Genomic DNA, 22678 nt, shown 5'->3' with positions numbered 1-22678 from the left:
GATGGCTGATGACCGTCAGGGCGGAACTTTAGATAAACTACTTGTCTCGGTCCGGCGCCTTGGGATGGCCGGGAAATAGGAGCAGGCAGCGGACTTAAAATCCGCCAAGTGTCGGTTCGAATCCGACGGGCACGGTTCGGGGCGCACGAATGGTCTCAGGCTTTTCTCAGGTCGGGCGACGGTGCTGTTAGTGGAACACGGCGTCCACGGTCCCACCTTGGTGCTATCAGGCTCGGGATCGCTAATGGCTTGACGGTTTCTTAACGCACGCAACTGGCCTTGCGGCGGTGCCAGACGATCCGGGCAACGGTTTGGCCTGGTCTCAGCCCTGCCCGGCAGGCTGGACGCCGTTGCCGGCCTTATCGGGTTTGGCGGCGCCGGCGACGGCTTGCCGGTAGCCGCTGCTGGGTGAGTCGGCGAAGCAGCTGCGGGATAAACCTCGAGAGCTCTTTCGTGGCTCTCTCGGCGCTACCTGAAGGCCAGGGTCCGTCCTGGATGATCGTCGCTTCGATGCGGCGCCGGCTGCACCTAGCAGCGCGCCGGCGACACTTAGAGTGCCGTTCTCGGCTCTGGGTCCTGGCGGCACAAATGGTCGTGGCCGGCACACCGTTTGGTGTGCCGGCCACAATGGTTAGTGGGGGATTAGGCCCAGCTGCCGCCGACGGCGCTGTCGGTGGAGTTCATGTTGTTGCCCGCGGTTTGCACCTTTTGGCCGTGAGCGTTGGCTTGTTCGTAGATGACCTGGAAGTTGCGGCCCAGCTGGGTGATGAACTCCTGGCAGGCCACCGAACCCGAGCCGCCCCAGAAGTCGCCGGCGGCCAGCACATCGCGCACGATGGCTTGGTGCTCGGCCTCCAGCGAAGCCGCCTGCTGACGGATCAGCGCGCCGTGGGCGTCCACGTCGCCGAACTGGTAACTGATCGACATTGTGTTCTCCTAAAAGGCTGGTGCGAGTGGGCTAGCTGGACAGGATCTGCTGGGAGGCCTGCTCTTGGGACTCGTAGTTGTTGGCGTCGCGGATCAGCCCGTCGCGCACCCCGTGCAGCATGTTGACGATGTTGCGGAACGCCTGGTTCATCTGGCCCATGGTGTCATGCGACGTCATCTGGGCGCTGCCGCTCCAGCCGGCGCCGGCGATGTTTTGGCTCGATGCCCACATCTTGCGGGCCTCGTCCTCCACCGTTTGGGCGTGCACGTCGAAACGGCCCGCCATCGCCCGCATCTCATGCGGGTCGGTCATAAAACGCGTAGGCATAATCCTGTCTCCTTGTTGTGAGTGCTCGATACTGGTCGAGATTGATGACTGCTCTCAGGTAGGCGGCATCGTCTCCCCGGTCATCAGACGAAGACCTGTTTGGGCATAACCTTCGGCTTGACGCCGTAGCGCGGGCCGGCCATGCCGTAACCGGATTTGCCTGCGGCGCTGGCCATTCCCGGCATGATGCCGCTCGGCGCTCCGCCCATGCCAGTGCCACCCTCGTCGACGGCCGCGGTCCAGCCGCTACCTGCCAAGGTGGCGTCGGTGACGGCGGCTGGAGTGGCGGCCGACCACCCGGCCGGCACGGACAGCCCGCCGACCGAGGACGCCGCGCCCATACCGGCCAACGTCGCGCCGCCGCCAAAGCCGCCGGAGGACGCGCCCGCCAGGGTGGTGCCGAAGCCCAAACCGGCGCCCAACGGGGTGGCGTCACCGATCGTGACGCCGAATGCGGCGCCGCCCATGAAGTGCCCGAGCATCGGCAGGGTCGCGCTCATCATGGCCATGTTCCAGGCCAGCGTGACACCGATGTTGTAGACGGTGTTGGAGACGACCGGCACGCCGAACAAACCGTTGAGAGCCGACAGTACCGATCCGGCGCTGTCCTGAGCCGCGCTGGCCGCCGGGTTCGCGGCCGCGCTCGCCGCGCTCTGCGTGCTGCTCAGCGCGTTGTTCAGTGTCGCCGAGGTCCCGTTGCTGCCGACGGCCTGGCCGACCGCGGCAGCTTGTTGGCCCTGCCCGGCGGGGTTGGTGTTTTCGGTCGGGTCGGTCAGCGGTGTCAGCGCCGACGAGGCTGCTGACGCCGCGGCGGAGTAGCCGTACATCGCGGCGGCGTCCTGCGCCCAGAACTCGCCGTACATGGCCTCGTTGGCCGCGATCGCCGGGGTGTTCTGGCCCAGGATGTTGGTCGCGACCAGCGCCGCCAGCTGCGCCCGGTTGGCGGCGATCACCGGCGGCGGGATCGTGGCGGCGTGGGCCGCCTCGTAGGCCGCCGCCGATGAGGCGGCCGCCATGGCTGCATCCTCGAGTTGCGCCGAGGTGGTGGTCAGCCAGGTGATGTAGGTCTGGGCCGAGGCGGCCATCGCCGTGGACGACGGACCCGTCCACTCCGAGCCGAGGTGGGAAATTATCGACTCGTAGGACGCCGCGTTCGAGTTCAATTCGGAGCTGAGGGCGCTGAACGTCGCGGACGCGGCCGTCAATGGTCCCGCTCCTGAGCCGGAGTACATCAGTGTGGAGTTGATCTCCGGGGGTCGCGCTGCGAAATCGAAAACCATGTGTCTGATCCCGTCCTTGAATTGATCGGATTGCGATTGAGGTTTATCTGGCCAGCATTGGCCGCGCGGATTCCTTATGTGGCCGTCGGCGTGGGGATCGGCGGCATGACTTTGGGTTTGACGCCGTAGCGCGGGGCGCCGAAGCTGGTGCCGCCGCGACCGCCGTTGGCGACCGCGGGCATGCCGGCGATGCCGGGTCCCGTCCCGCCGGTGGTCGGGGCGGGGGTGGTCCAGCTCTGCGAGGCCAGCGTGACGGGTGTGCTCGCCGTCGGCACTCCGGCTCCGCCGGCCCAGCTCGGCGGCACCGACAGCGGGCCGATGGACGACCCCGAGCCGGCCGCGGCCAACACCGGCGCCGCGCCGATTCCGCCGGCCCCGCCGACGGCCCCCGCCGGACCGACGTCGCCGACCAGGCCGGCGCCCAAGCCGCCGAGGTCCGCCGAGGCCGTTGCGGGACCGGCCACCGCGGTCATCAGACCGCCAGCGCCCATACCGATCATGTCCGAGTAGGCGGAGGCGAAGTTGCCCACCTCATCGAATCCCACGCCGAACATGTTGCTCGACGTGGGGCTGGCAGTGAGGAAGGACGTCAGGTTGTTGATGAGGCCGGTGATAGGACCGGTCGATTGCGCGCTCGTCGACGCGGCCGAGGACCCGCTGTTGGCCAGCGAAGACGCGGCGGCCCCGGCCTGGTTTGCTCCTTCGGTCTCTTGGTAGGCGCCTGAGGATTGCTGCAAGAGATTCACGAACTGCTGGTGAATGGCCTGGGCTTGGGCGCTGACCGTTTGGTAGAGCCGGCCGTAGGTAGAGAACACGCTGCTTTGCAGGAGCGACACGTCGTCGGCAGCCGCGGGGGAGATGGCTGTGGTCGAGCCCGCGGCCGCCGAACTCTCGGTGGCAAACGAGGTGCCGACGCCTTCTAGCTGGGTCGCGGCCACCGAAATGGCGGCGGGTGCAGTGGTCACATATGACATGTATTTCTCCTGGGTGGCAAGAAGCCGACCCCGTCAGCGGGGTCGGCCACGATGAATCACTGTCAGTGTGTGCGGGTATCCGGCAGCGGTTCTACTCTGGCGCAACCTGGGCGGGAGCGCATACCCGGTTAATGGCTTCGTAACCGGGAAGTCGGAACTTTTAACACACGGCTTGGACCGAGCGGGCGATTCGGGTGCCCGGTTCGCGTTTCAGCTGCCACGCGTAACATTCCTCGCCGGCCCCCATAGCCCAATCGGCAGAGGCAGCGGACTTAAAATCCGCACAGTGTCGGTTCGAGTCCGACTGGGGGCACGACTGAGGCTCCGCACCGAACTCGGGGTGGTCTCAGAGGTTTCAGGTTGTCCTCAGGTCGGCCAAAGCGTCTTTTTGCTGGACAACGGCGTCCACAGCTTCACCTTGGCGCGGCGCTGCTCAGACGGCGTACCGCCTTCACGGATTTTTAAACGGCCTGCATGCCACCTGCGGCGGGCGGGCCCCGCCCGGCCGATCGCGACCCGGATAACCCGGAAGGCGGCCAAGCGCTTCAATGGCCGCTCAATGGCCGCCCGTTCGCGAAGCGATGATCTGATCATCTCGATTCGAGGACCAGCCATTGCTTTCCCGGCGCGGAGAGCACCATGCGGGCAGCGATCTCGCAAAGGTCGGGACATCGATTTCCCAACTGATAGCTGTGTCTGGATATCGGGGAGGCGAATCGCCAGGCGCGCAGCGGCATCGTGTGCTGAAGCCGGACGCACGTCACTGCTCGCTTTCATGGGATTATTTTCCGACCGATGCCTCTGGTGCCTGAGCGGGCATGCGTGTCGACGCCATATAGTTGCGCGATGGTTGATCGACTTTCAGGGCCTGATGCTGACGCGGGACAAAACCTTGATAGCGCCCTGTCCACGCCAACCGTATTCATAGCTACACCCATGTACGGGGGCATGGCTGCGGGGATTTACACCGTATCAATGGTGCAATTACCCGCTATCTTCCTGAGGAACAGGGTTGATTCGTTGTACGCCTTCACATCCAGTGAAAGCCTTGTGCCGAATGCCAGAAACGTCTTGACTCATCAATTTCTATAATCCAAGGCCACCCATTTGATGTGGATTGATTCGGATATTGGGTTTAACGCAATCGACATAGTGAGGTTTTCTCACTTGGGGCTTGTGAGTTTGTTGTGACTGGAGTTTTCGGCGTGTCGTAGCGGCGGGGCGTGGGGTCCTTGCTTGAGGATTCGGTTTCGACCAAGAAAGCCGTACCGCTGCAAAGGACCCCACGTGTTCACCTACTCTGCCATCTGCGACGTCCCGCAGGAAACCCTGCTGCATGTAACCGCGCTGCTGCACGCCCACCGGCGCGAGATCAGAACCCGTGCCGGACGACGTGCCGGCACGGCCCGCGCCCAGGCGAAGTTGGTGCTGCGGTGGTTTCGTGACGACGCCCCAATACGACTGCTCGCCTTCGAGGCCGCCCTGCCGATCTCCACCTCCTACCGCTACCTGCACGAGGCGATCGACGTGATCGCCAAACAGGCCCCCGACCTGCACGAAGTGCTTGAGCGGGCCAAGCGGGAACAGTGGTCGCACGTGACGTTGGACGGAACGCTGATCGCCATCGATCGGGTGGACGAGCGCAACGACAACGGCCATCACCTGTGGTATTCGGGCAAGCACAAGACCCAGGGCGGCAATGTGCAGATACTGGCCGACCCGGGCGGGTTCCCGGTGTGGTCCAGTGAGGTCGAACCGGGCAGTGTTCACGACATCACTGCCGCCCGCGAGTACTGTCTGGGCGCGTTGTACAAGTCCGCGGCCGACGGGGTGCCGACGCTGGCCGACAAGGGCTACGAAGGTGCCGGGATCGGGGTGCACACTCCGGTCAAGGGCCACGGCCTGGACGTGGAGACCAGAGCTACAACATGCTGCTCACCGCGGCGCGTGCCATCGGTGAACGCGCCAACGCCGAACTCAAACAACGTTGGCGCTGCCTCCGTCGAATCCGCCTGTGCCCAAACAGGATTGGCGCAGTTGTTGCAGCGGCCATCGTACTATCGACTCTCCAACGCGGAAATTACTGAGAAAACGTCAGTGAGCATGCTGATAGCCGATAGGGACATCGTGTGTGGGATATATCCGAAGAAAGAAGTGGACTGGGCGGGTGTGGCGCAAGCGGTCAAGGCCGGCGTGCCGCCGGAAGAGTGCCGGAAGAGTTTGAGCAACCACGCAGGCTTGTTCGCCGTGAAACTCTTAGACGACTCCGCTGGCGGTTTGGCCGCCGACCCTGATCGATTACTAGAGATTGCGGCCGGAGGCACCGGATTTATGCTCATCAAGCGCGGAGTGTTTGACACCCTATCCGAGGTCGTCCCAGAATATGCGCCAGACGAAAGATCAATTAAGGAGTGCTACGCCACCACCACCGACCTTGAGTCGGGCAGGCTGATAACCGAAGATTATCATTTCTGCGGGCTGGCCCGCACCCACGGTTTCAAGATTTATGCAGCACCCTGGGTGCGTTTAGGCCATGCCGGAACATACGTATTTGACCGCCATTTTGACCTGAACTGGCTGAATTTGAGCGATGGATCCGAAATTGATCCCAGCGGCTAAAAGGCCGTCGCGTGGCGCAGGCGGGGATCGGCGGCGTGGCGGTCGAGGCACAGCGCAGCGACTCATAAGCAGCAAGGTAGCGGGCCGCGGAGGCATTGCCCGGGATGCTGACGTAGATCTGCGCCCATATATTCGAGGGTATGCGCGCAGCCGTCTACACCAGAATCAGCCAAGACGCCACGGGACAGCGTGCCAGTGCGACCCGCCAGTTGAAAGACTGCGAGGCACTCGCCGATCGGCTCGGATGGGAGGTCACCCACCGCTACGGCGACGACGACCTGTCCACCTACTCCGGTCACGCCCGTCCCGGCTTCGAGGCAATGTTGAAGGCGATGGCTGATAGCGAGTTCGGCGCGGTGATCTGCTGGCATCCTGACCGGATCTTCAGGTCGATGAAGGACCTGGAGCGGTTGATCGCCATCGCCAATGGCCACCAAGTGCAGTTGCGTGCCGTCAAAGCTGTGGTGGTGGCCGATCTTCGCCTACCAGGTGAACGCCGAGCGGTGACCGGCTGCCCGGCGGTGACGCCGGCGTGCGAGCCGGTCGTCAGCGGCGCGGACGCTGTCGCGGCAGCGTTGCGCAGTGCTGACGTCGCCGCCGCGGTGGTCCAGGCGGATGGCGTGGCGCGGACCTGGTTGACTGCGCCCGGCCGTGACGTTATCGCTGCTGCGTTGACGCCGCGCTGGTCGCGGTGGGCGGCGGAACAGTGCCGCCCAGCCGTGGCAGCGATATTCGAGACGGTCGCCGCCGGTGGCCAGGTGGATGGCGCTCGCGTCGGCGAAGCGGTGACCCGGGCGATCCGGTTGGCGTTGTTCGGCGTCGACGACGAGTACGCACTGTGGGAGGCGGTCCAGCAGCGCCAACCAGTCGGCGGCGATGACGTGGTTAGTCGGCTGGCCCGAGCCGCGCCGCAGCTTACCGACGAAGAGATTTTCTTGTTGGCGTCGTCGGTGCACGGCAGCGGTGAGCGCGGCGGTGTCGGCCAGATCAGCGACACTTTCGTGTGGGCGTTGCTGCACCTTGCGTCCGACACCGGGCTGGCGGGGAAGCTGCGCGAAAACCCTAACGATATCGCGGTTTTCGTCGAGGAGATCGTGCGGCTACATTCGACGATCCAGTACCCACTGCGGGTCGCCTTGCGGGACACCCGTATCGGCGACCTCGATTTGTCAGCCGGTGACATGGTCGCCATAGCGGCAGGTGCGGCCAGCCGACAGGGCGACGGCGGCGACCAGGTGAACGAGCGGGCGTGTAAGCATTGGGGGTTCGGTACGGGCCAGCATCGTTGCCGCGGTAATCATCTAGTCCGGGCTGCGCTGCGGGTGCTGGTGGAGGAATGGCTGGCACAGATCCACCCGTGTGCGGTGCCGGACGAGTTTGTGCCGCGATACATTCCGGGCCGGTCGGCGCTGGTGGAGCTACCGTTGACGTGGCAGACGTAGAACCGGCCCCCGTTTTGGCCGAGGGCGGTTCGTCGTTGGTGTTGGGACTTCCATAGTCCGCCACTGAGGTTTTCTCACTTGGGGCTCGTGAGTCTGGTGTGACTGGAGTTTTCGGCGTGTCGTAGTGGCTGGGCGTGGGGTCCTTGCTCAAGGATTCGGTTTCGACGAGGAAACCCGCTCCGCTGCAAAGGACCCCACGTGTTCACCTACTCTGCCATCTGCGACGTGCCGGAGGAAACCCTGCTGCATGTGACCGCGCTGCTGCACGTTCACCGGCGCGAGATCAGAACGCGGGCCGGGCGGCGGTCGGGTACGGTGCGCACGCAGGCCAAGCTGGTGCTGCGGTGGTTCCGCGACGACGCCCCGATCCGGTTGTTGGCGATGGAGGCCGGGCTGCCGATCTCCACCAGCTACCGCTATCTGCACGAGGCGATCGACGTGATCGCCGAACAAGCTCCTGACCTGCACGAAGTGCTCGACCGGGCCAAGGCCGAACAGTGGTCGCACGTGACGCTGGACGGGACGCTGATCGCCATCGACCGGGTGGACGAGCGCAACGAGGCCGGCCATCACCGGTGGTATTCGGGCAAGCACAAAACCCAGGGCGGCAATGTGCAGATACTGGCCGACCCGGGCGGGTTCCCGGTGTGGTCGAGCGAGGTCGAGCCGGGCAGCGTGCACGACATCACCGCCGCCCGCGCGCACTGCCTGGGCGCGCTGTACAAGTCCGCGGCCGACGGGGTGCCGACGCTGGCCGACAAGGGCTACGAAGGAGCGGGGATCGGGGTGCACACTCCGGTCAAGGGCCGCGGCCTGGCCGTGGAGAATCAGAGCTACAACATGCTGCTCACCGCGGCGCGTGCCATCGGTGAACGCGCCAACGCCGAACTCAAACAGCGTTGGCGCTGCCTCCGTCGAATCCGCCTGTGTCCAACCAGGATTGGCGCAGTTGTTGCCGCCGCGATCGTACTATCGACTCTCCAACGCGGAAATTACTGAGAAAACGTCACTATAACTTTCATCGGCGCAACATAATTCGCGGTAATGCTTACGCGCCCACACGCCCCATGCGGCCAGCGTCTTCAAGCAGATCGGCGGCGCTGGCAACGCTTAGGGCAGGTTTGGTCATCTGGGCGGCGACCTCACGAGCTCGAGTGATGCATTGCGGATCAAGGATGGAACGCAGGTCTGCCACCAGCGAACCCAGGTTGCTCACCGAGAAGGCTCGCCCTGAGCCGACTTTCAGTCGCCTCACGGCATCTGCCCAGATCCGCTGATCATTGATCGGGTGCCAGAGGATCAACGTGGGTATTCCGGCGCGCATGCCTGCGGCCGTGGTACCGGCACCCCCTTGATGAACCACCGCGCGGCAAGCCGGAAAAACGGCCGAGTGGTTCACCGCGCCCACAACCTTAACGTGATCAGAATGCGGAGCGTCGTTGAAGTCACTTGCCCCAGAGCAAAACAACGCTCGCTTGCCTAGCCGCGCGCAGGCCACACTGATCGCGCCGACCGTCTGAGCGGCGTTTGGGAGCCACACCCCGCTGCCAAAGCCGAAGTAGATCGGCGGCGTTCCCTCGGCGATCCAAGACAAGACCTCGTCGTCGGCTTCCGTCGGCAATTCCAGCGTCAGCGCCCCCACGAACGGCCGCCAACCATCTCCGTCCGCCCACTCGGCTGCCAGCTCGGGAAAACACAGCGCGTCGTAGGCCTGAATCTCCAGGGATCGTGTCGAGTGTTCCGTCACCTCAGGCAGGCCCAGTGCACGGCGTTGGGCGGCTTCAGCTTCCTCCGTTACGGGGCCGGCCCAGCCGCTCAGGGGCAAGTGCGCCCCGGGGAAGAAGTGCAGCGTCGCCTGTGGAATGCCGTAATACTCCGCGACGTTGGCGGCCAGCCCCTGCTCGATTCTGCCCGTAATCAGCAGGTCGGCCCCATTTGCCAGTGCCGTCAGCGTCGTGCCCCACTGCACCATGGCCCGGGACAGGCACTCCTGCTCGTCCACCACCCCGGTGACCGGATCTTGGATCGTCCGGTTGCGGCCGGACGCGAGCGACTCCGGGCCGAACGGGACGGCATCAAGTTCCGCCAACTCAAGGAACCCAACCAGCTCGGGCGCGACCGCCATGCACACGTCGTGACCTCGGCGCAGCAGCTCACGACCGACGGCGGCGAAGGGCTCGGTGTCGCCGCGAGTTCCGTAGCCGGCGAGTACCATTTTCATCGGCGGAGCCTAACTGACGGTGTGCCGAAACGTCCGAGCAGCCGCTCGATTCGGTACCCGGCAAACGTCTGCCCCCGCTCAACCGCTTGGGCGGATAAACGAACTTCGGGCACGCCAAAGGGGTACGGCAGTTCAAGAACCGATGGCAGCAAGGCGTTCTGCGCGGTGCCGGACGCCGTTATGGACGGCTCGATGGATCGGCAACAGTCGGCCTTTACTCGCCGGTCGCCACCGTGGGCAAATACCGATAGCGCAGCACGCATCGAAACGCAGACATCGCCGCGCGCGATACATCCCGCACGGGCAGCGCGCTACGATCCCGCAGTCTGCCTGGGCGGCAATATGTTTCAAAGCGGACAACTTCTTTTCCGTTGCGTGAATGAACGCGCCGATATCTCGTCCTTCTCGTCGGAGTGCTGGACGCAAGCGGCTGCTGTCGGTGACCACGGTTGCGGCTCTTCTGACATAGTTGTGGGTCTGCGACCTGAAGGGTTTGGGCGCAACGCCGTGTCCTGCTTACGTTTTGGACTGTTGGAGGTTCAAGACGAAGAAGGGGTACGGCGTTGCGCAATTCCAGGGTATTCGCGAGGGCTCTCGGTGGCCAAGACATGGTGGTCGAGGACGTATCGATAGAGGTCGAGACCTCACGCGCCAAGACGCCGGTGAGCAGCGAAGTGCTGGTGTTTTCGGTGCGTCCCAAGGCCTCGCAGACTAGCCGCTGTTCACGCTGCCGCCGCCGCTGCCCCGGATATGACGGCGGAGAGAGCTCGCGGCGGTGGCGCACCCTGGACGTGGGCGCCACCAAGGCATACCTGCAGGCCGCCGCACCACGGGTGCAATGCAGTGAGCATGGAGTGGTGGTGGCTCATGTGCCGTGGGCGCGAGCCGGCGCCCGCCACACCTGGGCATTCGAGGACACCTGCGCATGGCTGGCCGCCCATACCGCGCTCAGCGTGCTGACCGTGCTGTTGCGGATAGCGTGGCGCACCGTGGCGGCGATCGTGACCCGGGTGGTCGCCGACGGTCGCGACACCAACGACCTGCTGGTCGGGCTGACCAGGATCGGTATCGACGAGATTTCGTACCGCAAGGGGCACCGCTATTTAACGGTGATCGTGGACCACACGACAGGCAGGCTGGTGTGGGCTCGTGAGGGCCGCAACCAGGACACCCTGGGGGCGTTCTTTGACCAGCTGGGAACCCAACGCGCCGCGCAGTTGAGCCATGTCAGCTGCGACGGTGCGGAATGGATCCACGCCGTGGTGCGAGCGCGTGCCCCGCAGGCGCTGATCTGCCTAGATCCATTCCATGTAGTGGCCTGGACGCTCAAAGCGCTAGACAAGGTGCGGGCGCGGACCATGACCAAAGCCGGTGTCCGCGACCGGCACGCGATGTGGGCAACCCGCAAAAACCCGGCCGATTTGACCGGCGAGCAACGCAGCAGCCTCGCAGCGATCGCCGACACCAACCGCGCTCTCTACCGGGCGTATCTGCTCAAAGAGCAACTCCGCGAAGTGTTTCGAGTCAAAGGCCGCGCCGGACACCAACTGCTGGCCGGCTGGTTGTCGTGGGCAAGCCACTCGCGCATCCCCGAGTTCGTCGCCCTGGCCCGCACCATCCGCCGCTACCGCGATCTGATCGCCAACACCCTTGACCATGGGCTCTCGAATGCCCTCTCCGAAGCCACCAATACCCACCTGCGAGCACTGACCAAACGTGCCTACGGGTTTCATAGCCCTGACGCGCTCATCGCCATGGCGCTGCTCACCCGAGGCGGCCTGTGCCCCTCTCTACCCGGACGGGCAGCATGAAACCCCGCCCACGGAAACGTCAGTAGATTCACGGTTGCGATGTTGAACAGCGTCACCGCACCACTATGACCTGCTCCGCAGTCCGCTGTGATGCTGTGCGGGAGTGAGGCGGGGTGACTGAGCATCAGGTACCGTTCCCCGGCATTCGGGACAGTTGGAGATATTTACGGCGTTCGCTGAGCCGATCATTGTGGTGCTAGCCCGTGGCGCGGCGGTACGTCGGCCGTTGGCGGCGTGCTGGACCACCTCGGAGTATTTGTGGGCGCAGATTTTGGTTGGGCCTATCGCGGACCACATGGGACTTGGGAGGACTCGCAGCCAAGCTATGTGTACGGGCCACCGGCGGTGATCCTGCCGACTCTGATGGATTGACCGAGATTAGGCCGGTGGTACGGGATTTAGGCACATCGAACGGGTCGAGCCTGAATCAGTATCCGCAAGTTTTTCTACGCGCACCCTTCATGTGCCCGATTTCAATCATCTTCGGGAAGCGGGAAGCGCGTCAGGCAATACGTCGTCAAGTCAAGTATCAACGCGTCTCGCTGAGCCTGACGCGGCAGCCCGCCGACACTGGCGCCTTGAATTGTCATGAACAGCCGTACGATCGCGAGTGGATTGAGCTGGTTCGCGGCGTCTTCAAAGCTGGCCAGAATTTTCGGGACATCTTCGCCGTCCAGCGCGACTAACGCCATAATTTTCTGGACCCGCTCGGCTATCTCGGCTTCGTCTGTCAACCCACATATGGCGCTGCCGTGTGACTCGATCCGCCTGTACATGTCGAGCAAGCCTTGCCCGTAGAGCATTTTCAGGTCATTGACGTAGCGGCGGAAGTCTTCCACGTCCTGCGGGTTCGGTTGTTCGATTTCCGCTAAGTGCTTCGGGATCAGTTCCTCTGGACGTTCACCGAGCGCCGTCAGGAACCCCTTGATATGGGTCTCTAGGTCAGCGTCGTCCATGTCGTCGGTCCAGACCTACCAGCGCAGCTTTAGGCGGCGCAGGTGGGTCACACTGGTCGGTTTATGCACGATAGCCGGGGTGAACCCTGGTTTGAGTTCGAAATCCGGGATGCGGTTCAACCATTCGCTCACAAACGAGTTCATTTCAAGACGAGCCAGGTGCATGCCCAAGCATCTGTGCATGCCGGCGCCGAACGCCCAGTGGCGCTGCGGCCGCACCTTTCCGTCGCTGCCCCTCGATATCTCATCGCCGCCGTCTGTTCTGCCTGCGGCCTCCAGAGCAAGCCACACCGAACTGCGTGCCGGGATTGCGACACCACCGATATCGACCTTTCTCGTGGTAACGCGCGGGATGCCCGGCCCTGGCGGCTCCAACCGGAAGATTTCCTCGGCGAACGCGGGGATCTGTGCTGGGTCCTCGCGCAGCTGGGCCCGCAGTTGCGGGTCGCGCGCAAGGTGGAGAAGCGCGAAAGTGATTGCCGCGGAGACCATTTCAATGCCAGCCACAGAGAACAACAAAAGGATCACCGACACCACTTCGACCCTGCTGAGCGGAAAATCTTTGTCGCCGGCGAGTCTTTCGAGCAGCGGCCAAAGGATGCCGGGCGGCCGCTCGGGATCTGTAAGGCCGGCGTCGAAGCTGGTGTTCAACCACTTGACGAGTTCGAGTTGTGCTGTCCCGGTGGCGTCGCCGATTACCGCGGCCCTGGTCATCTCGTGCGCCCGAGTGTCGTCTGGCGGCAACCCGCACACCATGAATAGCGCTTGGCACGCATAAGTGTCGGCGACGCTAACTGCATCACACTGCCTTCTGGCAGCGACTGCGTCGGCCAGTTTCGCGGCGCGGGCCCCCAGCTCCGGCGCGAATGGCGCCAACGCTCTAGGGCTGAAGAGCGGATGCAAGACGCTGCCGAAACGGGCATGCTCCGACCGCGTACCGCACGAGAGCGGCACCTGCGGAAGCGGTGCGCCGAATAACTGAATCGCGAACGTTTTCGGTGGCGACGCGAATGTTTGCGGGTCGAGCAACGCCGCACGCACGTCGTCGCGGCGGGTGAGATAGTAGCCGTGCAGCAATGGATCGCCGGTGTCTATCTTCACTACCGGGCCCAGCTCGCGAAGGTGGCGCCAGTACGCGGCGCGGTCTGCTGCGAAGAACGGACTCTCTTTATGGTGCAACGGAGGCGAAGTCATGCGGCTACCTCCAACGGCGCCCGTCTACGCGCATAGTCGGGTGTATCGGGCACCTCGGTGTCGTTCATGCCTGGGTTAACTCCAGTGTGGTCGCAGTGATGTCGAGAGGCTGAGTATTGCGACCAGGAACGTCAGCAGCGTACGACTGTCGTGGCAGCCTCTCGGCGGAGTCGCCGGGTCAAACCAGGGTACCCAACTGCTCGCTCAACGGCGAGACGACGCGGAGCGGTTACGCGCGCCACCGACCGGCAGAAAAAAGGCAGTTTCAGGGCATGTGCCGCCGCCCGCACCGCTGGCGCACTTGCCGGTCGTCCACACGCCGTCGGGTGTTGCGCCGCAACGTCGCCGTAATCCGCCCGGCCCGCAGCGACAACCCTGCTGCTGCCCAGCCGCTAGTGTCCTGAGCAGATTGCATGGCTTTTATTGTGGCGCGACAACTCCGGCTGTCTCGGCCCCAGCCCGTCTGACCCGAGCGCCCCGACGCAGCCCGACCCGGTGTCCACTACAACCGAAAAGATCACAAAGGTACCGGCCTGGTACCGGCCAAGCGCCCGCATCGGTGAATCAAGGCTAAATGGCTCTTCGATTTGACGAACAGAGCGGACACGAAAATAATTGCGCCATGAAGACGAAACTGGTGGTCGTTGCCGCCTTCGCGGCTGCTGTGCTGGTCAACGGCGGCATTGCCGTTGCGGACCCTGCCCCACCTGCACCTTCACCTGACCCGAACGCGCCGAAGTGCTGGACGCAGACCGACGACGGCTGGATGCACACAGCACTTTTACCCTGCGGCTGGACATATTCGTCGTCGCAAGGTTGGCAGCAGCTGCCGCCTCCACCTCCCTGACCCGGTTCGCGTGTCAATGCAAGTTCACCGACACGCCGGCTATCCGCGCGTTCTCCTGCGCCCGCGCGATTGCGGTCGGTGAGGAGTCGATGCCAGTCGCCGAGTAGCCCTGTGAGGCGTAGAAGGTGGCGTGTGGCCCGGATCCGGCACCCGGGTCAAGCACCTCGCCTTTGACCGCCCGCAGTGCGACAAGTTTGCTGTACGGCCTGCTGCGGGACCGCCGATGTCTCATGGTGTGGCTGCCGGCAAGCCGTGGGAGGATTGCTGATCGCTTAAAAAAATCGTGTGATTTAGGCCGCTGTTCAGGCCCTCATGGTTAAGAAACTCTTACTTGTTTATAACCTTCTCCCAGGTCAGCGTTGATTAGCGAGCACCGAGAATTGCCCGGCGAAACGCACTGCCATGTTTGCTGTTTGGGGTCAAATGCGTGCTGAAAGAAATGGTGTTTAAGGATACTCTGAGTCCTTGGCGTGACGTGCGCCCCCTGCATCGTGTCTGAGGCTGTTGGTGCGTTTTCAACCGCTAGACTCGGCTTGAAGCGGCGCTCGACGCGCCTACCCCAGGATCGGGTTTGCAGCCTGCGGAAGTATTGGGCCGCACGAACCGTTTGACCGTCCAGAGCCAAACGTCCGCCCACCACGAACCAACGAGCAGAGGCTGGTATCACTGTGAGCAAGGTAAACGGGCTTGATGGGGTCGTCACGGCTCCGGGCTTCACAGCGACCGCCGAAATCCTCGTCCAGCATGGCGCCATCAGCGGCATCGCCGTAAGTGCCGACGGCGCGTGGCTGATGGCCACCCACTATGGCGACGACAGCTTCTCGTTGATCGACGCCGGTAACAACGCGGTCGCGCAAACGGTCGTCGGCATTGCCGAACCATTCGCCATCGCCGTCGCCGCCACGCCGCAGGTCCGCGTCTACGTCAGCACCGTATCGGCGGCATACGACTCGATTTTGGCTTTTGATCTGACTGCCAACCGCGTCGTCGGGGTGCATGTCGTCGGGGTGCATCCGGTGGCGCACAGCGTCACCGATCTGGCGGTCGGCACCGACGGAAGATATGTCTACGTCAGCCGGACCGCCCCCAATGGGGCCGACGTCGCAATCCTCGACACCGCGACGGGCTCCGAAGACGCGATCGGCATCGCGACCGCGGCCGGTACCTCCGCCGGGTGCGTGCGCGTCAGCCCGGACGGCGACCGGCTGTACGTCGCGGCCAACCGACCCTCGTCGGCAGAGCTTGTCGTGATCGACACGCACAGCAACCGCGTGCTGAACGCCTTCGAAATCGGTTGTCCGATCAGGGATATCGCGCTCAGCCGGGACGGTGCCACCGCGTATGTCGCCAGTTGCGGCCCCGACTTCGGCGCCGTGCTCGACGTCTTCGACACCCGGACTGACACCCTTGCGGGCACATACAAATTCGGCGAGATCGGCGGCTTGCTGGCCCAATTGGTGTTGAGCCGCGACGGTGAGCGGGCATACCTCGTCGGCGAAACCGGTGTGACCGTATTGTCCACGTCAACCCGCGACGTTGTCGGCAGCATTGTGGTCGGTGCGCAGCCGTCATGCCTGACCGAGAGCCCGGACGGAAATCGCCTATACATCGCCGACTACGTCGGCGCGATCACTGTGCTGACGATCGCGCCGAGGGCCGCGTGCACCGACGCGATGACCGCGGACGAGGTACCCACCGCCCCGCCCCAGGGGGTGTTGTAACTAACCTGCTGAGAGCCGGCCTAGCGTGCGATGATCGCCACCAGGGCGACGGTGAGCAGGCCGGCCCGGGACAGCAGGTAGGGCGAACCAAAGGCGGTTCTCGATGTACAGCACGATGCAGAGCTTCCCGTTGACGATCACCGCCATCTTGCGACATGCATCCGGCGTGCATGGGGCACGCAAGGCCATCACCGCGACAGGCGGCGGTTACCGCGAATGCACCTACGCCGAACTGGTTCGCCAAGCTGCCCAGCTGGCGAACGTCCTACGGCGCATCGGTGTCAACGGCGACCAGCGAGTCGCCACTTTTATGTGGAACAACGCCGAACACCTGGCGGCGTATATGGCGATACCCGCGATGGGCGCCGTGCTGCACACGCTCAACATCCGCCTCTTTGCCGAGCAGATCGTCTACGTCGCCAACGAGGCCGAAGACCAGGTGGTGTTGGTCGATTTGTCGCTGGCCAAACTGCTCGCGCCGATCCTTGGCGAACTCGACACCGTGCACACCGTGATCGCGGTTGGAGATGGCGACACCGCGGCGCTGGAGGAATCGGGCAAGACGGTGCTGCGCTACGCCGACGTGCTGAGCGGTGAGTCGACCGAGTTCGACTGGCCGGACGTCGACGAGAACTCCGCGGCCGCGATGTGCTACACCAGCGGCACCACCGGCAACCCGAAAGGCGTGGTCTACAGCCACCGGTCGACCTACCTGCACACGATGGCCACGTGTACCCACAACGGCATTGGAGTCGGTTCCAGCGATTGCGTGCTGCCCATCGTGCCGATGTTCCATGCCAACGGGTGGGGGCTGCCGTATGCGGCGCTGATGGCGGGCGCCGACCTGGCGCTGCCCGATCGGCATCTGGACGCCGAATCGCTGATCGACATGGTCGAGAAGCTGCGAGTTACCGTTGCCGGTGCGGTGCCGACCATTTGGAACGACGTCATGCATCACTTGGAAAAGGATCCCGACCACGACATATCGACCCTGCGGATTGTCGCCTGTGGCGGCTCGGCGGTGCCAGTGTCGCTGATGCGCACCTTCGAGGAAAAACACGGAGTGCAAATCCGCCAGCTGTGGGGGATGACCGAAACCTCGCCGATGGCCACCATGGCCTGGCCGCCGCCGGGCACATCCGACGAAGAGCACTGGGCGTTTCGCGCCACCCAGGGCCAACCGGTATGCGGTGTGGAAGCCCGTATCGTCGACGACCACGGCCGGGTGCTGCCCAACGACAACAATGCCGTCGGTGAGGTGGAAGTTCGCGGGCCGTGGATCACCAGCTCCTACTATCGGGGACACGACGAGTCGAAATTCGATTCCGGCTGGCTGCGCACCGGCGACGTGGGTCGCATCGACGAGCGAGGCTTCATCACGCTGACCGACCGCGCCAAAGATGTGATCAAGTCTGGCGGAGAATGGATTTCGTCGGTCGAGTTGGAGAACTGTCTGATCGCGCATCCGGATGTGATCGAGGCTGCTGTCGTCGGGACTCCCGACGAGCGCTGGCAGGAACGGCCGCTTGCCGTCGTCGTCGCCAAAGAAGGCTCTGACGTCACCGCCACTGATCTACGAAACTTCTTGGCAGACAAGGTCCCTCGATGGTGGTTGCCGGAGCGCTGGACATTTGTCGACGAGATACCCCGTACTAGCGTCGGCAAGTACGACAAGAAGACCATCCGGTCGCGGTACGCCGACGACGTTTATCAGGTCGCGGAGGCGCGAGATTAGCGGCGCGAGCAGACGCAGAATCGCGATCCGCCTTGGTCATTCGGGCTCGCCGGCGAACGCTACGAAATCGAAGTGCGCGGCAACCCGGACGCCTTCATCACGGTCAAGGACTGGCAGCCGGAAAGCGTGCAGGCCGGCTTGAAAAGCAACCCCGGCGTTGTCGCAACGGCGGGGCACTGCGTCAATGCCGTCCCTGCGACCTGCGCGGCTGCGGCGGGCATCCAAAGCTTCTTCGACCTGCCGCTGATTACCGCTCGGGCTGCGCCCGGGCTGTCGCGGTAGCCTGCGGTCATGACACGCTCCTTGGCCGTCGAACAGTCGCACCTGGTATCTGTCGGCTACGCGCGCCGATCGCCGGAAACACCCTCAGCCCTGCTGGCGGGCTGACCGTGTGCCGACTCTTCGGGCTGCATGCCGGGACCAACGTTGTCACCGCGACGTTTTGGCTGCTGGACGCGCCGGACAACCTCGCCGAGCAGAGCAAAAGAAACCCGGACGGCACCGGCCTGGGCGTCTTCGACGGCGAAGGTCGCCCCCAGGTGCGCAAGCAACCGATCGCCGCGTGCCATGACACCGAATTCGCCACCGAAGCGCACGAAATGGCCGGCACCACCTTTATCGCGCACGTTCGCTATGCGACTACCGGATCACACGACATAGTCAACACGCATCCGTTCCTGCAAGACGGCCGGATCCTGGCGCACAACGGCGTGCTGGAAGGCCTTGACCTGCTCGACGAGCGGCTGCGGGAAGTGGGCACCGCCGATCTAGTGTTGGGGCAGACCGACTCCGAGCGGGTCTTCGCGTTGATCACCGCCTCGATCCGGGCACGTGGCGGGGATGTGCAGGCCGGTGTGGTCGACGCGATGAAGTGGCTGGCCGACAATATACCGATTTACGCAGTCAATCTGCTGCTGTGCACCGCCACCGACATGTGGGCGCTGCGCTACCCCGACACGCACGAGCTGTACATCTCGGACCGCCGGGAAACTGCGCCGGACCGCGAATTTAACCTGCGCACCAAGCGGATTCGCGCGCACTCCGAGCATTTGCGCGGGCGGCCTTCGGTGGTGTTCGCCACCGAGCGGATGGACGACGACCCGCGCTGGCGCCTGATGGGCCCGGGGGAGTTGGTCCACGTCGACGCCGGGTTACAGATCAGCCGGCAGGTGGTACTGCCGGATCCACCACGGCATCTGCTGAATCTCGAAGATCTGAGCGCGACGGCTCAGGCCGCCCAGCACGCGCCGGGATAGCGAACCGAGACGTGACGATCAAACGAGCGCTGGTGCTCGGCGGCGGTGGCGTGGCTGGAATCGGCTGGGAGACAGGAATTCTGCAAGGCATCGCTGACGAGTCGCCCGCTGCGGCGCGAGCTCTGCTGGATTCCGAGGTCCTGGTCGGAACGTCGGCTGGCTCGGCGGTGGTCGCCCAGATCGGCAGCGGCTTGAGCCTCGAGCAGCTGTTCGGGCGGCAGGTCCGGGAAGCGTCGAGCGAACGCGACCCCGGCGTCGGGGTAGACGCCGTCACCGACCTGTTCCTGGCCGCCCTGTCGCAACCGGACAATACGGTGCCGCAGATGCGGCAGGGGATCGGGGCGGCCGCGCTGGCGGCAGGGACCGTCGCCGAACCGGTCCGGCGGGATGTGATCGCCCAGCGCCTGCCGGCGCACAGTTGGCCCCACCGTGCGCTGCGGGTCACCGCCGTCGATGTCGCAACAGGGGAACTGGTTGTGTTCGACCGCGATTCGGGTATCGACCTGGTCGACGCGGTGGCCGCCAGTTGCGCGGTGCCGGGAGCGTGGCCACCGGTGACGATTGGCGACCGGCGCTACATGGACGGTGGAATCGGCAGCACCATCAACCTGGCCGTCGCCGACGACTGCGAGATGTCGGTGGTGCTGGTGCCGGCCGGCGTGGCGGCGCCGTCGCCGTTCGGCCTCGGACCCGTCGCCGAGATCGCGGCGTTTGGCGGCGCGGCGCTCGGGGTGTTCGCCGACGTCGGGTCGCTGGCGGCCTTCGGGCCCAATCCGCTGGATCCGCGCTGCCGCGTCGCCTCGGCAAAGGCTGGGCGTGCGCAAGGCCGGCGGGAGGCGGCCGGCGTCGCTGCGTTCCTCGGCGTCACGCCGACCTAGGCGATCACCGGAATAAGCAGTCGCGCAGCGTAATCAGGTCCCCAATGGATAGTGCATCTGCCGCGTGGCCCGCGTTCGTAGGCTGACGGGAACTGACCGGTGAGCGGGTTGCGGGGCCACAACCACCGGCCCGCGACAACAAGCCGCAACTGCTCGCCGGCTCTGAACAGCGTCGCCGACGGCCCGAGTGAAAAGATCCACGTCGTTGCTGCCGTGCACTTCGACGAACAGCCGCAGCGCCATCGGACCGGTGATTTCGGTGTCGGCGTCCAGCGTCCAGCCGAATCGTGCGCCACCGGAACGGGTATCGAACGCGATGGAGCCGGCTCGTTCGGGGGAGCGGCTGCCCAGTCCGGCACCGCTGAGGTAGAGCGCCGTCCAGTCGATCGACTCCGGCGGCCAGCTGGTTTCTTCGCGGACCTCGACGATATGGTCGCGTCTTCGCGGACTTCGAGGCGAACCCTCGGCTGCGGTGCGCCCGTCCCACCGCGGAGATGCCGGTCGAGGAACGCCAACTGCGTCTCGAGCGCCGAGGGGGAATAGAACGTCGCCCATTTGCCGCCGCGGTGGGTGCAGAGATGACGTTCGGGCGAACTGATCTGTTCGAAGGCGCGCACCGACCCGCGGCTGTGCAGGTTGTTGTCGGAGAAACTGCCGCAAATCAGTGCCGGCACTTCGATTTTCGGCAAGTCGGGCACGAGCCCCTGCCACCACTCGTCGCGTAACGGTCGTTTGGCAGCTTCGTCGTTCAGGGTGTATTTCAGCCGCGCGGCCCGCAGGCCACGGCTCCACATCTTCAGGAAGCCGGTCTCGCGGACACCACCCGTGCGGGCGAAGTCGCGGTAGGCGTCGGTGAATCCTTCCCACGGGACGATCGCGGCGAGATGCGGCGGTCGCAGGGCCGCGGTCTTCGACTGCGAGATGGCAAGGTAGGAGACCCCGATCATGCCCACCGCGCCGGTGCTCCACGGTTGCGCTGCAGCCCATTCGACGAGGTCGTAGACATCCTCGCCTTCCTGATCGGAAAGCAGTGCGCACACTCCATCGGATCGACCGGCGCCGCGCAGATCGCAATTGACCACCGCGAACCCGTGTTCCGTCCACCAGACCGGGTCGGGTGCCTCCCAGCCGGTCAGATCGGAAAACCGCGGTCGCGTCGGTTGGCGCAGCAGCCGGTACTGGATGGACACCGAGTAGCCTCGGCCGCACCTTTTCTTAGTGGGGAGGTTGTCCTTGCCGTAGGGATGTGCGCAAAGCAAGGCCGCGAACGGGCCATCGCCGGGTGGGCGATATACGTTGGCGCGCAATATGGTTCCGTCACGAGTGGGGACCGCTACGTCGTTGTCGATCACCAGGGCAGTCGGCTGCGCGGCGTAGACGTCGACCGGTGATCGCGCGAAACCGCGCAAGCGTTTGAGCGCGTAGCCGGCGGCACCGGGCCGTCGCCAGGGTCGGTCGGCAGCCGCGGCGTCGGGTGAAGTCGGGTGTGCCATGGCTAGTCCGTCCGGGCAGCGTTGCCGGTCGGGCCGATGGTGTCCAGGGCCCGGGCGGCCAGCGTGCGGCCGATGTCGATCACCTCGGCAGCGCGGTGGAATTCCAAGCCGCGGCAGGCCGAGCGGGGCACCTCGATCAGCGAGTCGGGCGGGTAGGCGGCCAGGGTGTGACGCGCCAGGGCGGCCTGGGCGATGTCGATGGTGCGGTTCATCACTTCGAAACCGCCCAGCTTAGGAACATCGGGTTCCTCGTCGGGTTCGGCCTCGACGTCGGATTCGGGATCTGCAACGCCGAACCGATTGAGCACCGCCCGCGCGGTGGGCCGGTCGAGCAGTGCGGACGTGCTAGTCAGCATGCGGTTCAGCCACTCGGTGGTGGGCCGGGGTTCGGGCTCGTGGTGGCCGGTGGCCTCGCTGCCGGACAGGCTGACCGCGATGGTCAGATCGGCGTTGACCGCAGAGATCGGCGCCATCGGCAGCGGATCGAGGATCCCGCCGTCGGCGAGCAGTCGCCCGTCGACGGCGTGCGGCGCGATTACCCCGGGGATGGCGATCGACGCCCGGATGGCCTCGTCGACCGGCCCGCGCTGCAACCACACCGACTTGCCGGCCAGTAGGTCGGTCGCCACCGCGGTGTAGGGGATCGGCAGTTGCTCGATGGTGGCCGCACCGAGGATGTCGCGCACCGCGTCGAGGATTTTCTCGGCCCGCAGCACACCGGCCGCAGTGATCGACGGATCCAACAGTCGCAGGATGGCGCGCTGCGTCAGTGAGCGGGCCCAGTCGGCGAACTCGTCGAGTCGGCCCGCCGCCTCTAAACCACCGACGAGCGCGCCCATCGACGAACCGGCGATCCCGACGATCGCAAACCCCCGGTCGCGCAATTCGTGGAGCACCCCGATATGGGCGTATCCGCGGGCGCCGCCGCTGCCAAGCGCCAGTGCGACCCGGGGCCGCGACGACTTGTCGGCGTGCTGGGCGTCCAAGCCGGCCATG

Annotated in this window: 17 protein-coding genes, 2 tRNA genes and 4 pseudogenes; 13 read left to right on the top strand and 10 right to left on the bottom strand. The window is 64.8% G+C overall.

Annotated elements, in window-relative coordinates:
- Positions 1-66 precede the first annotated feature (66 nt).
- A tRNA-Leu gene (locus M5I08_RS20850) sits at positions 67-132 on the top strand.
- 510 nt (positions 133-642) lie between these two features.
- Here the strand turns inward: M5I08_RS20850 and M5I08_RS20845 are convergent.
- From M5I08_RS20845 to M5I08_RS26375, 4 genes are all read right to left on the bottom strand, one after another.
- Positions 643-927 (bottom strand): WXG100 family type VII secretion target, encoded by a 285-nt coding sequence (locus M5I08_RS20845; protein WP_219066228.1) that lies wholly within the window; start codon positions 925-927, stop codon positions 643-645.
- Positions 928-958: 31 nt separating this feature from the next.
- Positions 959-1255 carry a WXG100 family type VII secretion target gene (locus M5I08_RS20840; RefSeq protein ID WP_219067817.1) on the bottom strand — a complete coding sequence of 99 codons (297 nt, stop codon included), beginning with the start codon at positions 1253-1255 and terminating at the stop codon, positions 959-961.
- A gap of 83 nt (positions 1256-1338) precedes the next feature.
- Positions 1339-2535: a PPE family protein gene (locus M5I08_RS20835; RefSeq protein WP_219069562.1), complete on the bottom strand. Its 1197-nt coding sequence runs from the start codon at positions 2533-2535 to the stop codon at positions 1339-1341.
- A 74-nt stretch (positions 2536-2609) separates the two neighbouring features.
- Complete coding sequence (locus tag M5I08_RS26375) at positions 2610-3509, bottom strand: PPE family protein, SVP subgroup (RefSeq protein ID WP_219069560.1); 900 nt, start codon at positions 3507-3509, stop codon at positions 2610-2612.
- A gap of 239 nt (positions 3510-3748) precedes the next feature.
- On the opposite strand from M5I08_RS26375, the gene M5I08_RS20820 reads away from it, so the two are divergent.
- The 5 genes and pseudogenes from M5I08_RS20820 to M5I08_RS20800 all read left to right on the top strand — a co-directional run bounded on the left by M5I08_RS20820 (position 3749) and on the right by M5I08_RS20800 (position 8569).
- Positions 3749-3822: transfer RNA gene (locus tag M5I08_RS20820), tRNA-Leu, on the top strand.
- Positions 3823-4796: 974 nt separating this feature from the next.
- Positions 4797-5596: pseudogene (locus M5I08_RS20815) on the top strand (transposase family protein).
- Positions 5597-5606: 10 nt separating this feature from the next.
- Positions 5607-6128 (top strand): hypothetical protein, encoded by a 522-nt coding sequence (locus tag M5I08_RS20810; protein ID WP_219070880.1) that lies wholly within the window; start codon positions 5607-5609, stop codon positions 6126-6128.
- Between the two features lie 140 nt (positions 6129-6268).
- A complete protein-coding gene (locus M5I08_RS20805) occupies positions 6269-7570 on the top strand; it encodes a recombinase family protein (protein WP_219070881.1) in 1302 nt (433 codons plus the stop codon).
- A 198-nt stretch (positions 7571-7768) separates the two neighbouring features.
- The gene (locus M5I08_RS20800; RefSeq protein WP_249762759.1) at positions 7769-8569 is read left to right on the top strand and encodes a transposase family protein; all 801 of its coding nucleotides are present in this window, start codon (positions 7769-7771) and stop codon (positions 8567-8569) included.
- A gap of 49 nt (positions 8570-8618) precedes the next feature.
- Here the strand turns inward: M5I08_RS20800 and M5I08_RS20795 are convergent, their stop codons facing one another.
- The gene (locus tag M5I08_RS20795; protein WP_219070886.1) at positions 8619-9791 is read right to left on the bottom strand and encodes a glycosyltransferase; all 1173 of its coding nucleotides are present in this window, start codon (positions 9789-9791) and stop codon (positions 8619-8621) included.
- A gap of 563 nt (positions 9792-10354) precedes the next feature.
- On the opposite strand from M5I08_RS20795, the gene M5I08_RS20790 reads away from it, so the two are divergent.
- The gene (locus M5I08_RS20790; RefSeq protein ID WP_249762939.1) at positions 10355-11602 is read left to right on the top strand and encodes an ISL3 family transposase; all 1248 of its coding nucleotides are present in this window, start codon (positions 10355-10357) and stop codon (positions 11600-11602) included.
- A gap of 473 nt (positions 11603-12075) precedes the next feature.
- On the opposite strand, the gene M5I08_RS20785 is transcribed toward M5I08_RS20790, so the two are convergent.
- Together M5I08_RS20785 and M5I08_RS20780 are read right to left on the bottom strand one after the other, a co-directional pair.
- Positions 12076-12558 (bottom strand): hypothetical protein, encoded by a 483-nt coding sequence (locus M5I08_RS20785; protein WP_219068635.1) that lies wholly within the window; start codon positions 12556-12558, stop codon positions 12076-12078.
- A 15-nt stretch (positions 12559-12573) separates the two neighbouring features.
- Entirely contained in the window at positions 12574-13752 is a 1179-nt protein-coding gene (locus tag M5I08_RS20780) for a cytochrome P450 (RefSeq protein ID WP_219068633.1), read from the bottom strand.
- Between the two features lie 622 nt (positions 13753-14374).
- On the opposite strand from M5I08_RS20780, the gene M5I08_RS20775 reads away from it, so the two are divergent.
- On the top strand, positions 14375-14599 hold the full coding sequence (locus tag M5I08_RS20775; RefSeq protein ID WP_219068631.1) for a hypothetical protein: 225 nt from the start codon (positions 14375-14377) through the stop codon (positions 14597-14599).
- 22 nt (positions 14600-14621) lie between these two features.
- Here the strand turns inward: M5I08_RS20775 and M5I08_RS20770 are convergent.
- A pseudogene (locus M5I08_RS20770) lies at positions 14622-14905 on the bottom strand (class I SAM-dependent methyltransferase); the annotation flags it as partial.
- Positions 14906-15267: 362 nt separating this feature from the next.
- Here M5I08_RS20770 and M5I08_RS20765 point away from each other — a divergent pair.
- The 5 genes and pseudogenes from M5I08_RS20765 (at position 15268) to M5I08_RS20745 (ending at position 20189) form a co-directional block, all read left to right on the top strand.
- On the top strand, positions 15268-16320 hold the full coding sequence (locus tag M5I08_RS20765) for a YncE family protein (protein ID WP_219068629.1): 1053 nt from the start codon (positions 15268-15270) through the stop codon (positions 16318-16320).
- A gap of 103 nt (positions 16321-16423) precedes the next feature.
- Positions 16424-18055 carry a long-chain fatty acid--CoA ligase gene (locus M5I08_RS20760; protein WP_219068627.1) on the top strand — a complete coding sequence of 544 codons (1632 nt, stop codon included), beginning with the start codon at positions 16424-16426 and terminating at the stop codon, positions 18053-18055.
- A gap of 12 nt (positions 18056-18067) precedes the next feature.
- Positions 18068-18337: pseudogene (locus M5I08_RS20755) on the top strand (NAD(P)H-dependent amine dehydrogenase family protein); the annotation flags it as partial.
- 107 nt (positions 18338-18444) lie between these two features.
- Complete coding sequence (locus M5I08_RS20750) at positions 18445-19311, top strand: class II glutamine amidotransferase (protein WP_219068626.1); 867 nt, start codon at positions 18445-18447, stop codon at positions 19309-19311.
- Between the two features lie 11 nt (positions 19312-19322).
- Complete coding sequence (locus tag M5I08_RS20745) at positions 19323-20189, top strand: patatin-like phospholipase family protein (RefSeq protein WP_219068623.1); 867 nt, start codon at positions 19323-19325, stop codon at positions 20187-20189.
- On the opposite strand, the pseudogene M5I08_RS20740 reads toward M5I08_RS20745, so the two are convergent.
- Together M5I08_RS20740 and M5I08_RS20735 are read right to left on the bottom strand one after the other, a co-directional pair.
- Positions 20186-21682: pseudogene (locus M5I08_RS20740) on the bottom strand (CocE/NonD family hydrolase). The gene M5I08_RS20745 and the pseudogene M5I08_RS20740 overlap by 4 nt on opposite strands.
- A 2-nt stretch (positions 21683-21684) precedes the next feature.
- Positions 21685-22677 (bottom strand): patatin-like phospholipase family protein, encoded by a 993-nt coding sequence (locus M5I08_RS20735; protein ID WP_219068621.1) that lies wholly within the window; start codon positions 22675-22677, stop codon positions 21685-21687.
- Position 22678 lies beyond the last annotated feature (1 nt).

The sequence above is a fragment of the Candidatus Mycobacterium methanotrophicum genome (genome assembly GCF_023515995.1).
GTDB classification, from domain to species: Bacteria; Actinomycetota; Actinomycetes; order Mycobacteriales; family Mycobacteriaceae; genus Mycobacterium; species Mycobacterium methanotrophicum.
The sequence above is the reverse complement of the archived record's forward strand: the minus strand, read 5'-3'. Positions and strand labels throughout refer to the sequence as shown.

Excerpts from the sequence above, each read along its gene's own strand:
- M5I08_RS20835 (WP_219069562.1), bottom strand. The coding sequence starts at position 2,535 with ATGGTTTTCGATTTCGCAGCGCGACCCCCGGAGATCAACTCCACACTG.
- M5I08_RS20735 (WP_219068621.1), bottom strand. The coding sequence starts at position 22,677 with ATGGCCGGCTTGGACGCCCAGCACGCCGACAAGTCGTCGCGGCCCCGG.
- M5I08_RS20785 (WP_219068635.1), bottom strand. The coding sequence starts at position 12,558 with ATGGACGACGCTGACCTAGAGACCCATATCAAGGGGTTCCTGACGGCG.
- M5I08_RS26375 (WP_219069560.1), bottom strand. The coding sequence starts at position 3,509 with ATGTCATATGTGACCACTGCACCCGCCGCCATTTCGGTGGCCGCGACC.
- M5I08_RS20795 (WP_219070886.1), bottom strand. The coding sequence starts at position 9,791 with ATGAAAATGGTACTCGCCGGCTACGGAACTCGCGGCGACACCGAGCCC.
- M5I08_RS20780 (WP_219068633.1), bottom strand. The coding sequence starts at position 13,752 with ATGACTTCGCCTCCGTTGCACCATAAAGAGAGTCCGTTCTTCGCAGCA.
- M5I08_RS20840 (WP_219067817.1), bottom strand. The coding sequence starts at position 1,255 with ATGCCTACGCGTTTTATGACCGACCCGCATGAGATGCGGGCGATGGCG.
- M5I08_RS20845 (WP_219066228.1), bottom strand. The coding sequence starts at position 927 with ATGTCGATCAGTTACCAGTTCGGCGACGTGGACGCCCACGGCGCGCTG.
- M5I08_RS20805 (WP_219070881.1), top strand. The coding sequence starts at position 6,269 with ATGCGCGCAGCCGTCTACACCAGAATCAGCCAAGACGCCACGGGACAG.
- M5I08_RS20760 (WP_219068627.1), top strand. The coding sequence starts at position 16,424 with ATGTACAGCACGATGCAGAGCTTCCCGTTGACGATCACCGCCATCTTG.
- M5I08_RS20775 (WP_219068631.1), top strand. The coding sequence starts at position 14,375 with ATGAAGACGAAACTGGTGGTCGTTGCCGCCTTCGCGGCTGCTGTGCTG.